The 14,402-nt window shown below is 69.2% G+C and carries 12 protein-coding genes; 4 read left to right on the top strand and 8 right to left on the bottom strand.

Going from position 1 to position 14,402, the window contains the following annotated elements:
• Positions 1-89: 89 nt before the first annotated feature.
• Together EP7_RS14720 and ahr are read right to left on the bottom strand one after the other, a co-directional pair.
• On the bottom strand, positions 90-3,059 hold the full coding sequence (locus EP7_RS14720; RefSeq protein WP_463521954.1) for a PVC-type heme-binding CxxCH protein: 2,970 nt from the start codon (positions 3,057-3,059) through the stop codon (positions 90-92).
• Positions 3,060-3,114: 55 nt separating this feature from the next.
• A complete protein-coding gene (gene ahr, locus EP7_RS14725; protein ID WP_463521956.1) occupies positions 3,115-4,131 on the bottom strand; it encodes an NADPH-dependent aldehyde reductase Ahr in 1,017 nt (338 codons plus the stop codon).
• 202 nt (positions 4,132-4,333) lie between these two features.
• Between ahr and EP7_RS14730 the strand changes: the two genes are divergently transcribed.
• Complete coding sequence (locus EP7_RS14730) at positions 4,334-6,082, top strand: thiamine pyrophosphate-dependent enzyme (RefSeq protein ID WP_463521958.1); 1,749 nt, start codon at positions 4,334-4,336, stop codon at positions 6,080-6,082.
• A gap of 31 nt (positions 6,083-6,113) precedes the next feature.
• On the top strand, positions 6,114-6,236 hold the full coding sequence (locus EP7_RS14735) for a hypothetical protein (protein WP_463521960.1): 123 nt from the start codon (positions 6,114-6,116) through the stop codon (positions 6,234-6,236).
• A gap of 478 nt (positions 6,237-6,714) precedes the next feature.
• Here EP7_RS14735 and EP7_RS14740 read toward each other — a convergent pair whose 3' ends face one another.
• The 4 genes from EP7_RS14740 to EP7_RS14755 all read right to left on the bottom strand — a co-directional run bounded on the left by EP7_RS14740 (position 6,715) and on the right by EP7_RS14755 (position 9,560).
• Positions 6,715-7,128 (bottom strand): peptidase associated/transthyretin-like domain-containing protein, encoded by a 414-nt coding sequence (locus EP7_RS14740; RefSeq protein ID WP_463521962.1) that lies wholly within the window; start codon positions 7,126-7,128, stop codon positions 6,715-6,717.
• Complete coding sequence (locus EP7_RS14745) at positions 7,118-8,233, bottom strand: DUF1559 family PulG-like putative transporter (RefSeq protein WP_463521964.1); 1,116 nt, start codon at positions 8,231-8,233, stop codon at positions 7,118-7,120. Before EP7_RS14745 ends, EP7_RS14740 begins: the two co-directional genes overlap by 11 nt.
• 231 nt (positions 8,234-8,464) lie before the next feature.
• Positions 8,465-9,160 (bottom strand): hypothetical protein, encoded by a 696-nt coding sequence (locus EP7_RS14750; RefSeq protein WP_463521966.1) that lies wholly within the window; start codon positions 9,158-9,160, stop codon positions 8,465-8,467.
• Between the two features lie 94 nt (positions 9,161-9,254).
• Positions 9,255-9,560: a hypothetical protein gene (locus EP7_RS14755; RefSeq protein WP_463521968.1), complete on the bottom strand. Its 306-nt coding sequence runs from the start codon at positions 9,558-9,560 to the stop codon at positions 9,255-9,257.
• Here EP7_RS14755 and EP7_RS14760 point away from each other — a divergent pair.
• Entirely contained in the window at positions 9,541-10,161 is a 621-nt protein-coding gene (locus EP7_RS14760; RefSeq protein ID WP_463521970.1) for an ISAs1 family transposase, read from the top strand. The two genes, EP7_RS14755 and EP7_RS14760, sit on opposite strands and share 20 nt — an antisense overlap.
• 564 nt (positions 10,162-10,725) lie before the next feature.
• On the opposite strand, the gene EP7_RS14765 is transcribed toward EP7_RS14760, so the two are convergent.
• Positions 10,726-11,160 (bottom strand): DUF2171 domain-containing protein, encoded by a 435-nt coding sequence (locus EP7_RS14765; RefSeq protein WP_463521972.1) that lies wholly within the window; start codon positions 11,158-11,160, stop codon positions 10,726-10,728.
• A gap of 116 nt (positions 11,161-11,276) precedes the next feature.
• A complete protein-coding gene (locus EP7_RS14770) occupies positions 11,277-12,560 on the bottom strand; it encodes a glycosyltransferase (protein WP_463521974.1) in 1,284 nt (427 codons plus the stop codon).
• Positions 12,561-12,715: 155 nt separating this feature from the next.
• Between EP7_RS14770 and EP7_RS14775 the strand changes: the two genes are divergently transcribed.
• On the top strand, positions 12,716-13,936 hold the full coding sequence (locus tag EP7_RS14775) for a leucine-rich repeat domain-containing protein (RefSeq protein ID WP_463521976.1): 1,221 nt from the start codon (positions 12,716-12,718) through the stop codon (positions 13,934-13,936).
• The last annotated feature ends 466 nt before the right edge of the window (positions 13,937-14,402 follow it).

Consider the following 14,402-nt stretch of genomic DNA (forward strand, 5'->3'; position numbering starts at 1 on the left):
GCCTCAGTGTCGATCGCATGGGGAGGCTGGACAGGCGGCCGACCTTCCTGGATCGGAAGGTCGGCCGCCGTGCATGCGTTGAGGGTCGATCAGGGGCGGGCGACTTGCTGGCGGGTTCCCAGGTAGGCGAAGAGGTCGAGGAGCTCGCGGTCGGTGAGCTTGTCGAGGAGGCCTTCGGGCATCATGGATTCGTTGGTGTGCTTCTCGGCCTCGATGTCCTGGACGGGGATGACGAGGCGGTCGTTGGCGGTGCGGAGGACGAGGCCCTCGGGGGTCCGGTTGCGGACGAGGCCGGAGAGGACCCTGCCGTCGACGGTGGAGAGGGTGGTGACGCGGTAGTCTGCCGCGACCGAGGCGCTGGGGTCGAGGACGTTCTCGAGGATGTAGTCGGCCCGGCCGCGGTCGGAGCCGGTGAGGTCGGGGCCGACGTCGGCCCCGGTGTCGTAGAGGGTGTGGCAGGAGGCGCAGAGGCGGTCGAAGGCGACCCGGCCGCGGGCGGGGCTGGACGTTTCCAGGCGCACGGGGGTGAGGATGCCTTGATAGCGGGCGATGAGGCTGGCCTTCTCGCCCGAGGTGGCCCGCAAGGTGCCCCAGACCTCCGCGAGGCGATCGGCGATGCGTTTGTCGCCCAGGGTGAGGAGCTGGCGCGCGGTGGTGGCGGTGACGTCGGCTCGGGGGACGGTCCCGGCTTCGAGGGCGTCGATGAGGGCCAGGGCGTAGTCGGGACGGGTGGACAGGGTGGAGACGGCGTCGAGGCGCTCGGCGGGGGTCAGCTCGGGGTAGCGTCCGAGGATGGCCTTCGCGGTGCCCGGGTCGTCGAACGCGGCGAGGGCACGCAGGGCCGACGGGCGTAGGGCGGGGTCGGCGAGCTGGACTTGCAGGTCGGGGGCGAGGCCCGCGGGCCGGCCTTCGACGAGCGCGGTCAGGGCGGCGATCCGCCGAGGGGCGTCGGCCTTGGGGTCGGCCATCAGGGCTCGCAGGGACCTGTCAGCACCCGGGGCGTTGAACTTGAGGGAGAGGACGAGCGCGAGGTCGCGGACGGCCGGGGACGGGTCGGCGGCCAGGGCCTCGGCGACGGCCGGCCAGGCGGCGGGCAGGGGGGCCGACTTGCGGGGCCTGAGGGCCTCGTGCAGCCCTTCCAGGAGCGGGCCGCGGACCGTGGCGTCGGCCGGAAGGAGCAGGGGGACGACCGCGGCGAGGCCGGCCTCGGGCTGGTCGGAGACGATCCGGCGGGTGAGGTACTGGCGGACGATCGGGATCTTGATCCGGGGGAGCAGCGCCGCGGCGCGGCCGCGATCGGCCGTGACGAGGGGCTCGACGGCGTACCAGATCATCAGCGGGAGGTCGGCGTCGGCGGCGTCCTCGGCGCGTCCGACGAGGGGCTCGACGACGGCCCAGCGGTCGGCCGACGGGATGCGCTGGGCGGCCGAGGCGATGGCCAGCCGGACCCAGGCGGAGGGCTCATTGCCGGCCATCGCGACGAAGCGGGCGAGGGCCGCGGGGGAGGGAGCGCCGGCATCCACCAGCAGGCGGATGGCCCATCCACGCAGGTATTCGCTCTCATGCGAGAGCAGGCCCAGCAGCAGGGCTTCGTCGGCGCCGCCGGTGGCGTTGAGGGCCCAGAGGGCGCGGAGCTTCTGGGGGGCGGCGGGCGCGCCGTTCAGGAGCGTGCGGAGGGCGTCATGCACGGCCGTCATGGAGTGGCCGGCGGCGGCCCGTTCCTGGAGGATCCGGCGGGATTGGCGGACGAACCAGTCGTTGCGGTGGCCCTGGAGGGCGACGAGCGCGGCGTCGGGCAGGGTGTTCAGGTTGCCTTTGAAGGGCTTGGTCTGGCCGTAGCTGATCTTGAAGATCCGGCCGTTCTCGCGGTGCGAGCCGTCGGCGTCGGTCTCGTGGCACTCGCCGGTGTCGCTCCAGTCGGCCATGTAGACACCGCCGTCGGGCCCGTAGGTCAGCTCGATGCCGCGGAACCAGGGGTCGTTGACGGTGAGGAAGTCCTTGCCGTGGCGTGCGACGTAGCCCGAGCCCTTGCGCTCAAGGATGTCGTTATTCACGCGCTTGCCATGGAGGTTGCAGGTGAAGACGCCGTTGCGATAGACGTCGGGCCAGTTGTCGCCCAGGTAGAGCATGGCGCCGACGTGTGCGTGGCCGCCGCCGGCCTCGCCGTGCTTGCCCTCGCCGCCGCGCGAGTCGGTCCAGTTGCCGCCGGCCCAGTGGATGTGGTCGGCGCAGGTGCTCATCAGGCCGTAGCTGTTGGTGTTCTCGTCGTCGCCGAACATGCGCTGGAAGCGGGCTCCGGGGACGACCCGGTAGAGGTGCGGGGTGACGCAGTTGGTGATGAAGGCCTCGCCCAGGTCGTCGAAGTCGAGGCCCCAGGGGTTGGTGGTGCCGCGCGAGACGACCTCGAAGATCCCCTTCGTGGGGTGGAACCGCCAGACGGCGGCGCTGACGGGGATGCGCTTGTCGTCGGAGGTGCCGGGGACGCCGACCTTGGAAATCGAGAGGATGCCGTTCATGCCCCAGAGCCAGCCGTCGGGGGCCCAGGACAGGCCGTTGACGAAGTTGTGCTGGGCCTTCTCGCCCGCCCAGCCGTCGAGCTTGACGATGGGGGGTCCGTCGGGGGCGTCGTCGCCGTTGGCGTCGGGGATGAAGAGCAGCTCGGGGGCGGCGGTGATCCAGACGCCGCCGAAGCCGAGGGCGACGCTGGAGAGGTTGGTGGCGCCTTCCCAGAAGACCTTGCGGGAGTCGTGCCGGCCGTCGCCGTCGGTATCCTCGAAGATGACGATCCGATCCTTGCCCTTGGGCCCGCCGCGGAAGGCGGGGTAGGAGAAGCACTCGGCGACCCAGAGGCGGCCCTTGGCGTCGATGTCGAAGCTGATGGGCTGGACGACGTCGGGCTCGCCGGCGAAGAGGCTGGCGTTGAAGCCCTGGGGCAGCTTGATGCTCGCCGCGGACTGGGCCACGGGGACGGGCGCCTTGGGGTCGGGCTCGGCGGCGTGGGCGTGGGCGCCGGCGGCGAGGAGCAGGGCGGTCAGCATGCGGGATCTGCGAGAGGTCATCGTCGATGGGTTCCGGAGGGAGAGCGGCCGGGGGAGAGGCCCGGGCGGGGTCAGGTCAGTTGAAGTCGGCGTCGAGGACGATCCGGTAGCGGGCCTTGCCGGCTTCCAGGTGGGCGAAGGCGTCGTTGATCCGGCTCATGGGGAAGTGCTCGACCTGGGGCGCCACCTTGTGCCGGGCGGCGAAGCTGAGCATGTCGGCGATGCCCACGGGCGGGCCGGTGGGGGAGCCCGAGACCTGCTTCTGGGCGCCGATGAGGTCGTTTGCCACGACGGGGATCGGCTCCATGACGGCGCCGACGACGTGCATCCGCCCGTTGGGCGCGAGCGTGCTCATCAAGGCATGCCAGTCGAGCGTGACGTTGACGGTGATGAGGAGGAGGTCGAGCGAGCCGGCCAGGGCGCGGATGGCGGCGGGGTCTCGGCTGGAGACGACGTGATCGGCGCCGAAGGCGCGGGCCTCGTCGAACTTCGACTCGCTGGAGGTGAAGGCGGTGACCTCGCAGCCCCAGGCCGAGGCGAACTTCAGGCCCATGTGACCGAGGCCGCCGATGCCGACCACGCCGACGCGCGAGGTGGGCTTGATGCCGTGCGTGGCCAGCGGCGAGAAGACCGTGATCCCGCCGCAGAGCAGTGGGCCGGCCGAGCTGAGGTCCAGGCCGTCGGGCAGGGGGATGGTCCAGGCCCAGTGCGCCCGGACACGCTCGGCGAACCCGCCGTGGTGGCCGACGATGGTGGCGACCGCCTTGGCGCAGAGGTGCTGGTCGCCCGAGAGGCACTGGCGGCAGTGCATGCACGTCTCGGCGTTCCAGCCGACGCCCACGCGGTCGCCGACCTTCAGGCCCTTGGCGTACTCGCCCAGCGCCACGACGCGGCCGATGACCTCGTGGCCGCCGACGAACGGGTAAACGCTGATCCCCCAGTCATTGTTCAGGATCGAGAGGTCGGAGTGGCAGAGGCCGCCGTATTCGACGGCGATCTCGGCCTCCTCGGGGCCGAGCGGCCCGGGGTCGTACTGGTACGGGACGAACGGGCCCTTGGCCTCGTGGGCGGCCCAGGCGCGGATGGTTGCCATGGATGTCGGGGGTCCGGGTTCCGAGTTCGGGCGGTCTGGTTTCCCGCTGAGAGCGTACCGTGCGGGGGCGACCCCGCCAACACGCGACCCGCCCGGTCGTGGGATCGGGCACGGGAGATGCGTGCTGGCGCATCGGGCGGGCCGCCGATCGCCGTGGTCGGGCGGGCCCGGTCGCCGGGGGGCGATTTTGGGGGTCCGAGGGATGGCCAAGACGACCGGGGACGTGCTTTTCGAACGGCTGCTGGCGTGGGGCGTCGACACCGTCTTCGGCCTGCCGGGCGACGGCATCAACGGGTTCATGGAGGCCCTGCGGGTCCTCGAAGGGAAGATCAGGTTCGTCCAGGTGCGGCACGAGGAGGGGGCCGCGTTCATGGCGTGCGGCCACGCCAAGTTCACGGGCCGGCTGGGGGTCTGCATCGCCACGTCGGGCCCGGGGGCCATCCACCTGCTCAATGGGCTGTACGACGCCAAGATGGACGGCGCGCCGGTGCTGGCGATCACGGGACAGACGTATCACGACCTGATGGGCATGCGGTACCAGCAGGAGGTGAACCTGCTGGGCCTGTTCACCGATGTGACGGTCTTCAACCAGCAGGTCAACGGGCCGAAGCATGCGCGAGGGCTTGTCGATGCCGCATGCCGGGCGGCGCTCGGCGCCCGCGGCGTGGCGCACCTGAACTGTCCCAATGACTGGCAGGACCTGACCGACGAGGCGGCCTCCGAGATGAACGTCGCCGGCCACACGTCGGCCGCCTGGACCCCGCCCATCGCGGTGCCCCAGCGAGAGTCGTTGGAGTCGGCCGCCGCGCTGCTGAACTCGGGCAAGAAGACGGTGATCCTCGTCGGCCAGGGGGCCCTGGGCGCGGGCGACGACGTGGAGGCGGCGGCCGAGCGGCTGGGCGCCCCGATCGTGAAGGCCCTGCTGGGCAAGGCGGTCGTCCCGGATGACTCGCCGTTCTGCACCGGTGGGCTCGGCCTGCTGGGGACGCTCCCCTCTGAGCTGGCGATGGAGGAGACGGATAGCCTGCTGATGATCGGGACCAACTTCCCTTATCTGAACTTCCTGCCCGCCCCCGGACGGGCGAAGGCCGTGCAGCTCGACCGCGACCCGACGAGGCTGGGCCTGCGCTACCCCATCGACATCGGCCTGACCGGCGACGCCGGCGCGACCCTGCGCGAGCTCGTCCCGATGCTGCAACGTCGAGCCGATCGCGCGTTCCTGGAGAAGGCGCAATCGAGGATGGTCGAGTGGCGCGACCTGATGCGGACGCAGTCGAGCCGCGATGACGTGCCGCTGAAGCCGCAGGTGGTGGCCCGGCACGTCAGCGAGCGATTGGCCGACGACGCGATCGTGACGACCGACTCGGGGACGATCACGACCTGGGCGGCCCGCCACATCGACCTGCGGCGCGGGATGAAGTTCTCGTGCTCGGGCAACCTGTCGACCATGGGCCCGGCCCTGCCCTACGCCAACGCGGCGCAGATGGCCCACCCCGAGCGGCAGGTGGTCGCCTTCGTGGGCGATGGCGGGTTCAGCATGCTGATGTGCGAATTCTTGACGGCCGTGAAGTATGGGCTGCCGATCAAGGTCATCGTCATCCGCAACGACACGCTGGGCCAGATCAAGTGGGAGCAGATGGTCTTCCTGGGCAACCCGGAATACGGCTGCGAGCTCCAGGGCATGGACTTTGTCAAGTTCGCCGAGGCCTGCGGCGGCGTGGGCTTCCGGTGCGAGACGCCCGGCGAGGTCGGCCCGGCGATCGAGGCGGCGTTCGCGTCCCGCAAGCCTGCTCTCGTCGAGGCGGTGGTCGACCCGTTCGAGCCGCCGATGCCCGCGCGCGTCGGGGTCAAGCAGGTGATGCGCCTGGCCGAGTCGCTGGCCAGGGGCGAGCCGCGCGGGGGGAAGATCGCCGTGACCCTGTTCCGCGACAAGATCAAGGAACTGTTCTGACTCGATCCGAAACTCGAAGACGACCGGGGGGATGCCAACGCCGAGCGGCGAGACGCCGATGGGACGACTGGCGGACGGGGCGATCGCCGGCCTGGCGAGCGCGGCGGCGATGCAGGGCCCGAAGGCCCTGATCCCCAGGGCCGCCGCACGATGAAGTGCTGGATTCGTGGCGAGTTGGCGCAACCATCGGGGCCCCACGCCACGCCCTCATTGCCGCTCACGGGCGTGTTCGCCGACCTGCTCGACCCCCGTCGCGACACCCGCAACATGCTCCACGACTTGACCGACATCGTGGTTCGAGTCAGGATCCCCGACCCCCAACGACTGGTCCTGGTTGTCATAGGACCAGGTCACGGTCCGCGCCGTGCCGCCCGAGGCCGTCATCTAGCGCTCGTTGAATTGATGTCCGTCCGAATCGTAGGCAAAAATGACCCGCCAGTGCAGGACCCCCCTCAAGGGCCAGACGGGCGGTTCGGTGGATGACTGCCGGGGTGATCGTGCAATGACTCCGGCGCATGGCGGGATCTCCTGCTCAAGTTCTTTTCAAGCCCGAGTTTGGGATCCCCCATGCGCCTCGTCACCCTCTCTTTGAAAGTGCCGTGCCGGTCGCTGTTCCAGTGACGGCTGCCAACTCAATCGAGGCGTAACGGTTCGAGTGTGGTGGCCGACGAACCGACGGTCACCTTCGGGGCGGTGTCCGGGTTCGCGTACTTTCCCTTCCAGACATCAAACTCAGTGTCCAGCCCCCGTTTATCGGCTCCCGTTCGCAACAACTCGAACGTGACCGCATATTCGCCCGGCGGCGCCCCGTCCACGGGGGCCGCGGTGCTCAATAGGAACCGGCCGTCCTTGCCGGTCACCCCGTTCGGGGTGAAGTCCATGTCGAATTTCGGGTGGAGTGTCACCTTCACTCCTTCGGCCGGCTTGCCCTTGAACAGCACCGTGCCGGACGTCGGCACGGTCCAAGGGGCCGAGATACCTCCCCCGCCGCACCCGACCACCGCCGCGCATACGAGGGCGACCATCACGACGCGGTTAGTATTCACCGATCACCTCGCCGCCGTTGCGGCTCCCGAGCGCCTTGTAGGTGGTCATGTTGATGGTCTGTTTGATGAACTTCACGCTCCCGTCGCAGAGCAGGAAGTTGCAACCGCCGGGGTGCATACTGCGGAACGAGTAGATCGGACTCTTGTAAAGAATGTCTTGCAGGGCGGCCGGGTCCGTGATGCTCCGGCTGTAGTACGGGCCGGTCAGTGTGTTCATCGGCACGGTGGTGCGGCCCTCGCTGTAGTAGTCGCCGCCGCTGGACCCCCAGGCGATCGGGCCGCCCGACTGCACCGGCGTGCTGCCGATGGACACGCTGTTCACCGTCGTCGTGGTGTACCCCTTGAGGATGTTGTGCATCTCGCCGGCGGCGATCGTGTTGGACAGTCCGTCGGTGATGCTCTGGAAATTGATCCTGTACGTGCCGTCGGGCTGCCACCAGGTCGGGTCGGCGATGTGCTTGGCCGCCAGGGCCTGGCCGGTGGCGTAATCCAGGCCGGCGTCCATCCTCGAGATGAACACCCCGTCGGAGGGCGTGAACCCGTACGCCTGCCCCGGTTTGCAGATGTCGCCAGCCTGGGCGGGGGAGCGGACGTCGCAATTGCCGCGGCTCCACCCGTAGCTCGCGTAGTCGGCGAACACCGGGTTGAGTGGTGGCGGCATGGACGGGCACAGGAAGACCTTCAACGGGGCGCTGGCCAGTTGGGCGTTGGTCAGGCCGCCGGACACCGGGGGGACGGTGGAGGTCGCGGCGCGGTTGAGATTGAACTGGTTGTAGAGGTTGCCTTGTTCGAGGTGCGGCAGCAGCTCGAAGGCCACCGGGTAGTGGCGAAAGCGGTAATAGATGTTCTGCATGCCCGGGTTGGTGTCCTCGGCGCCGCCGCCGCAGAAGCTCATGTTCGGTAGTGTCAGCTGGGTGTCGTGGAAGGAATGAACGGCGAGGCCCATCTGCTTAAGGTTGTTCACGCATTGCATCCGTCGGGAGGCCTCACGCGCGGACTGGACGGCCGGAAGCAGCAGCCCGATGAGCACCGCGATGATGGTGATGACCACCAGCAACTCGATCAGCGTGAAGCCAAACCGGCGTCGTCGAAGGGACCTCGTCATGCAAGCACCTTTCTACGGTAAGGGATGAAGCCAAACTGCGATCGGTCGAACTCGGGGGCATCGGATTCGTCGGTCATCGCCAGCTTCGTCGCGTCGGCCCTGCAGCCTTTCCTGCGCTCGGCGGAATGAATCCAGATCGAACGGCTTCGACAGGGGGGCGACCGTCGCCCCGAAGCGGTTCACCAACGGACCCAGAACGTAGGCGGTCACCAGGAAGCACGACAACGCCGACTACCGCTCGCGTAGCCGGAGCAGGACGGTGGCCCCGTCGAGGACCGGCATGCGGACATCGAGGAACGCGGCGCCCTGGGAACCTTGGCCTCGGCCCGGGCCGGCGCGGCGGTCACGACGGCGGTGAAGAGCCCCCACGCCTCGCGTGAGAAGCAGATGGCCTCCTCGTCGTCGGCGATCAGGACCAAGGGCGCGCGGCGGTGGTTCGGGGAGCATGGCCGGCCTGTCGCTTTCCCTGGGTGTCACGCATCCGCGGCAAGGACCAACCACCGCCCGGAGCGGCACCTCGTTCGTGCCGGGACCGACGGTGACGTGCCAAGGGGACTTGGCCGAGTCGGCGTAGCGCCCCTTGAATCGGTCGTGCGTCACAACATCCGCGCACTCGTCCCGCGGCTGCGAGTCGTCTGGCCAGACGACGGTGACGGCGTACTCGCCGGCGGGGGCTCCGTCGCCGGCCGCGTAGGTCGTCAGTCGGTAGGTGCCGTCCGGGCCGGTGCTCGCGACGGGCAGGGCCGCCTGCGAGCCAGCCTGGTCGAGCGGGTGGAAGGCGACCATCGCGTTCACCGCCGGCTGCCCGCTGACCGTGAGCGTTCCCACGACGGGATAGACGGCTGCCTCACGGGGGCCGCCGCAGCCGACCAGGCAGGAGAGGAAGACGGCGTGGACCGACCCGGCGTCAAGGAATACGCGGCGCATCGGCGTAATACCTCGGTTGGACATGACTTCATGGCAACCCCCGTGTCGTTGCGGCAAGCGGGATGAGATTGAGCGGAAAGGCTCCGTCTGCATCTCACTCACTGCTGAGGCCGGCAGTTGCCTGGCGGTCGGGCATTGCAACCATGATGCCAAGCCGTTTCATGCGGTTTTCGCCGTCGATTCGCGTGCGCGTCGCTTCGCGGGTGGTCAAACCTTGTCCACTGGTGGTCAAACCTTGCTCACTGATGTTGATGCGGTCGCCACTGCTGGCCAGACGAGAAGAGTCACGCGGGAATTGCCGGTTGGACGGCAAATAGGGCGAGTGTTCTGAATCGGAAATCCGTCCAATCACCTCGCGCCCTGGCCGTTCGGCCCGCAAAGTGGGCACTGCGAGCGTCACCGACGGCTCGAACGAGGTCGTGGCGATCCTCGAACTGCTCCGCACGCTCGACCTGGCCGGGGCACTCGTGACGATCGGCGCCGCCGGCTGCCAGGTCGAGAACGCACGGATCATCCGCGAGCGGAAAGGGCACGATTTGCTGGCCGTGAAGGACAACCAGCCCGCGCTGCGGGCGACGGTCGAGGCGGTGTTCGATCGGGCGTGCGAGGCCAATTTCGAGGGGGAACGCTGCGACGGCCAGGCCTCGGTCGAGGACGGCCACAACCGGAATGAGGAACGTGACGTGAGCGTGGTCCGCGCCCCGGAGGACCTGCCTTCGGAGTGGCCGGACGTGGCGGCGGTGGTGCAGGTCAACGGCGAACGCGAGGTCGGCGGTGTTCGGACGACGACCGGCCACGACGACCTCAGCAGCGATCGGAGGACGGGGGCGGAGTTCGCCGGTTGGGTCCGGGAACACTGGGGGATCGAGACCGGCCTGCACTGGGTGCTCGACGTGGGGTTCCGCGAGGATCGCAGCCGGATCCGGGCGAAGCACGCCGGGGCGAACCTGGCGCTGATCCGTCGCGTGGCGGTACCGCTGCTGAGGCGTGCGCCGGGCTGAGGGAGTGGGGTGATGACGCGCCTCAAGGCCGAATGGGATGACAACTCTTGACTGCAAGTCATGCAGGGAATCCCTGCATCGAGAGTGCGGTCGCCCTGCCCTTGATCCCCGGCTCGCGGCCGTCGATGCAGAATCCCGGCGGATACTTGGTCGAGGAGGCGGAGCGGGGCATCCCGCTTTCCGCCCGCAGGCAGATTTCCGAGGTGCTGGAGGCGGCCTCGGCCGCGGCGCTGACGTTCGGCTTCGGCGGGACGGCCGGGGCAATCGACGCTGCGGCACGCCCGGCGTTGGGTAAGAGTGTGCGCGATGGAGCAATCCTGGGCGCAGCGACCTGGGGCGTGGGCGATCTCGGTTGGCTGCCCGCGTTGGGCCTGATGAAGCCGGTCAGCCGCCAGGAGCCCCGGGAGGTGATCGTCCCGCTGGTCGAGCACGAGTCGACACGGTCGCCGTCGATCGGGCGCTCGCGAAGGTCCGCCGCGGATCTTGACCGGGAAACGACGAGGGGCCGGGGTTTGAAGCCCCGGCCCCTCGTCAGTCAGGATGATCAGCGATCGGACCTGAGAATCAGGCGACTTGCCACTGGGCCTTGGCCTCGCTGGAGGTCTTGTTCAGGTGGACGTGGGAGTCGACCCGGGCGACCCAGCTGGCGGGGATGATGTGGTGCAGGCCATCGGCGTCGTCGTTCTTGGTGAGCTTGATCGAGGAGCCCTGGACGTGGTCCACGCGGCCGATCTTGGTGCCGCAGGACGCGATGACGTCCATGTGCTCGGTGATGTCGGCGACGGTGCCGGCGGGGCCGTGCTCGCTGTAGACTTCCTTGGCCTTGTTCTCGACCTTCTGGGCGGTCTCGGAGAGGGTGTTGGCGGCCTCGTGGGTCTTCTCCTTGGCCCAGTCGGCGGCCTTCTCGGCCCCCTCGCTGATGGTGTGTCCGGCCTTGGTGGCGGCCTCGGAGATCGAGTGGCCGGCCGCTTCGAGCTTGTCCTTGATGGAATCCGCCATGGGGAAACTCCTCGCCTGCCAGGTCCAACGGTTCCGTCGCCGCAGGTTGCGGGACGCGGTTGACCCATCTGGGAAAGCAAAGGGCGTGCCCAACGCGGGGGTGGGTGGGCCCGAGGTCAGCCCCGGCCGGGCGTCGGCTCGTTGATGGTGATGTGGCCGACGAGGCGTTCGATGGCGTCGGCCGCGCGGTCCATGGGGCGGAAGTCGTCGGCGAATTTGGCGGAGACGGCCCGGCAGTGGGCGGCGATCTCGGTGGATTCCAGCAGCGGCCGCAGCTCGCGGGCCACGGCAGGGCCGCGGAACTTGGCCGGCGGCAGCGATCGGGCGACGCCGAGCCTGCGCATCCGGGCGGCGTTGTCGAACTGGTCGTGGCCCAGCGGCATCACCAGTTGGGGCACGCCGGCGGCCATGCCCTGCGCCGCGGTGCCGATCCCGCCGTGGTGCACCAGGGCCGCGACCCGAGGGAGCAACTGGCTGAACGGGGCATAGTCGACGTGACGGACGCCGGGGGGGAGGTTTTCGGGGACCTGCTCGGCGTGTCGGGTGAGCAGCAGCCCCCGGCGGTTGAGCAGGGTGCAGGCCTCGACGGCGGCCTCGAAGAAAGGACGCCCGTGGATGTTGGCCGAGCCGGGCGTGAACGCGATCGGCGGCGAGCCCGAGGCGAGGAAGTCGACCAGGTCGGGCGTCATGGGGGAGACCTCGCGCTCGTCGAAGAGCGGGAATCCGCAGAGCATGATCTTGGACGGCCAGTCGCGCTGGGGGGGGGCGTACCAGGCGGGGAAGAAGCCGAGCGCGAGGTCGGGCGAGCTGAGCCAGGTGCGGAAGACATCGCGCACCGGGGCCAGGCCCAGCTCGGCACGATAGGCATTCAGGCCCGGCTCGATATTCGGCGCGATGGCCTTGCTGAAGAGGAAGTCGAAGAACCGCCGACGGAACCAGATCGGCCACCATCGGGGGGTCTCGAAGCCCGGATAGACCGGGGGCTCCAGATTGCTGTGCAGGACGGCCGGCTGGAGGTGGACCGTGACCATGGGCATCCCGGTCGTCTCGGCGGCCAGCCGTGCGACCACGGCCAGGGTGCCGCCGACGACCACCGTCTCCCCGGGGACGTGCATCTGCTGGATGAGCGGCAAGGCCTGCCGGGCATGCTCCACGGCGAGTTTCGCGATGATGGGGAAGGAGCGCCTGGGGTGCCAGAGATCGGCGTCGCGCATCGTCTCCTGGAAGAGGCCGGGCTCCCCCAGCGGGATCGCGTCGATGCCGAGGCTGCCCATCAGCGGCATGAAATACTCGCTGATCAGGAACGTGACCCGATGCCCGCGAGATCGCAGGGTCCTGGCCAGCCCGAGGAACGGATGGACGTCGCCGTGGCTTCCGAACGGGACCAGCAGGGCATGCATCGGACTCGGCCTCTTTGGTGCACGGCTTCGTGGACGTTTTCACGATACCATGCGGCCGGCCCGGGGACGATGCGGGGAACGGCCTGGCCGATTCCGACGAGGGAGCCTTGCCTTGAGAACTCGACCTCGGGCCGCCCCGGTGCGATGCTGGCGGCATGGCCATCCCGACGAGTCGACTCTGGAGGAACCGGCCACGCATCGGCGTGACCGGGCTCATGGTTTCTGTGCTGGTCGTCGGCGGCGGCCTGGGCTGGCTGGTCCGCGACGCCCGCGAGCAGGGCGAGGCGATCGAGGCGATCCGCCGAGCCGGCGGGCGTGTCCTCTATCGCTGGGAAGTTGTGGACGGCAAGTGGAATCGCGACGGTGCCCCCCGGTGGCCGAGATGGGCGGTCGATCGGGTCGGGGTCGACCTGCTGGGAAGCGTCGTCCATGCCTACCTCGGGCCCGGATGCAACGATGCGGACCTGGCGCACGCGGCGAGGCTCGGCCGCCTCGAGGAGCTGGACCTGCCCGGCTCCGCGGTGACCGACGCCGGGCTCGCACAGATCGGGCGACTGCCGCGGCTCCGCGTCCTGAGCCTCGACGACACATCAATCACCGACGCGACACTGGCCCACCTGAGCGGGCGAGCTAGCCTGGAAATTCTCCGGCTGGAACGCACGCGGGTGACCGACGCGGGGCTCGCGCACCTGGCGGGCCTGTCCGGGCTCCGGCAGTTGCGACTCGACGGGACGTCGGTCGGCGATGCGGGCATTGCGTCCCTGGCCGGGCTCGCCCGCCTGGAAGAACTGACCCTGAGCAAGACGAGGGTCGGCGACGACGGCCTGTCTCACCTCGCGCGCCTGGCCCGGCTTCGGGTCTTGAACCTGGCCGAGACGAGCGTCTCCGACGCGGGGCCCGCGCGACTGGCGGGGCTGCCCTTGCTCGAGGTCCTGTTCCTCAACGGCACGAACGTCGCCGACGCTGGCGTGGCCGGCCTGGGGCGAATGACGGGGCTGCGGAAGCTCTACCTCTCCTCGACCAAGGTCTCCGACGTCGGGCTCGCGAGCCTGGCCGGGCTCGTCGGATTGGAAGGACTTTATCTGACGGCGACGCCCGTGGGCGATGGGGGGCTGGCGAGCCTCAAGGGCCTGTTGGGCCTCCGGCATCTCCACCTGAACGGCACCGGGATCAGCGACGCCGGCCTCGTGCACCTTGGAGGGCTGACCCGCCTCGAGGAACTGTGGCTGGACAACACCGCGATCGGCGACGCCGGCCTGCGGCCCCTGAAGCGACTCGCCCGGCTCAAGCTTCTCCAGCTCCACGACTCGAAGGTCACGGAGGAGGGGATGGCGGAGATCCAGGGGGCGATCCCGGGCGTTCGGTTCTTTCCCTGAGAGCGGACCCTGGTCCGAGAACGTGTCCGCCTGGGCGGCGACGTGGCCGTCGAGGAAGCGATATGTCGGTTGAGGAATCCGACCTGGTCGTCGGGCTCCTTGATCTTCGCATCCTGGGCGTCGACCTCGTGTGAGATTTCACGAGACCACAAGCCTGGGTCGGGCGGCGACGGCCTGCGTCGCAGGTGCGGAGACGTGGGCGAGCGGCCCGACGATGCCGCATCGACGAGCCATCGAGGGTCCGCGGATCCATCTCGCCCCGGCATCACTCGCCGCGCGAGAACACGTCCGTGCCGCTTTGTTAAGTTCGGCCTAGACGAGCGCGATGCCTTGTTTGGCGTCGCGATCGGCTCTCACTGCAAATCTTGGTGGATTTTATAATTGTCGTGTACGTTGGTCTGTCGAACTCAGTATCCCATTCTAAGCCCGCCCCTCTGCCCGGCCGGTGGCGGCCGGCGGTTCCAAC

The sequence above is a fragment of the Isosphaeraceae bacterium EP7 genome (assembly GCA_038400315.1).
Taxonomy (GTDB): Bacteria; Planctomycetota; Planctomycetia; order Isosphaerales; family Isosphaeraceae; genus EP7.

Excerpts from the sequence above, each read along its gene's own strand:
- EP7_RS14765 (WP_463521972.1), bottom strand. The coding sequence starts at position 11,160 with ATGGCGGATTCCATCAAGGACAAGCTCGAAGCGGCCGGCCACTCGATC.
- EP7_RS14750 (WP_463521966.1), bottom strand. The coding sequence starts at position 9,160 with ATGCGCCGCGTATTCCTTGACGCCGGGTCGGTCCACGCCGTCTTCCTC.
- EP7_RS14720 (WP_463521954.1), bottom strand. The coding sequence starts at position 3,059 with ATGACCTCTCGCAGATCCCGCATGCTGACCGCCCTGCTCCTCGCCGCC.
- EP7_RS14730 (WP_463521958.1), top strand. The coding sequence starts at position 4,334 with ATGGCCAAGACGACCGGGGACGTGCTTTTCGAACGGCTGCTGGCGTGG.
- EP7_RS14735 (WP_463521960.1), top strand. The coding sequence starts at position 6,114 with ATGCCAACGCCGAGCGGCGAGACGCCGATGGGACGACTGGCGGACGGG.
- EP7_RS14770 (WP_463521974.1), bottom strand. The coding sequence starts at position 12,560 with ATGCATGCCCTGCTGGTCCCGTTCGGAAGCCACGGCGACGTCCATCCG.
- EP7_RS14745 (WP_463521964.1), bottom strand. The coding sequence starts at position 8,233 with ATGACGAGGTCCCTTCGACGACGCCGGTTTGGCTTCACGCTGATCGAG.
- ahr (WP_463521956.1), bottom strand. The coding sequence starts at position 4,131 with ATGGCAACCATCCGCGCCTGGGCCGCCCACGAGGCCAAGGGCCCGTTC.
- EP7_RS14775 (WP_463521976.1), top strand. The coding sequence starts at position 12,716 with ATGGCCATCCCGACGAGTCGACTCTGGAGGAACCGGCCACGCATCGGC.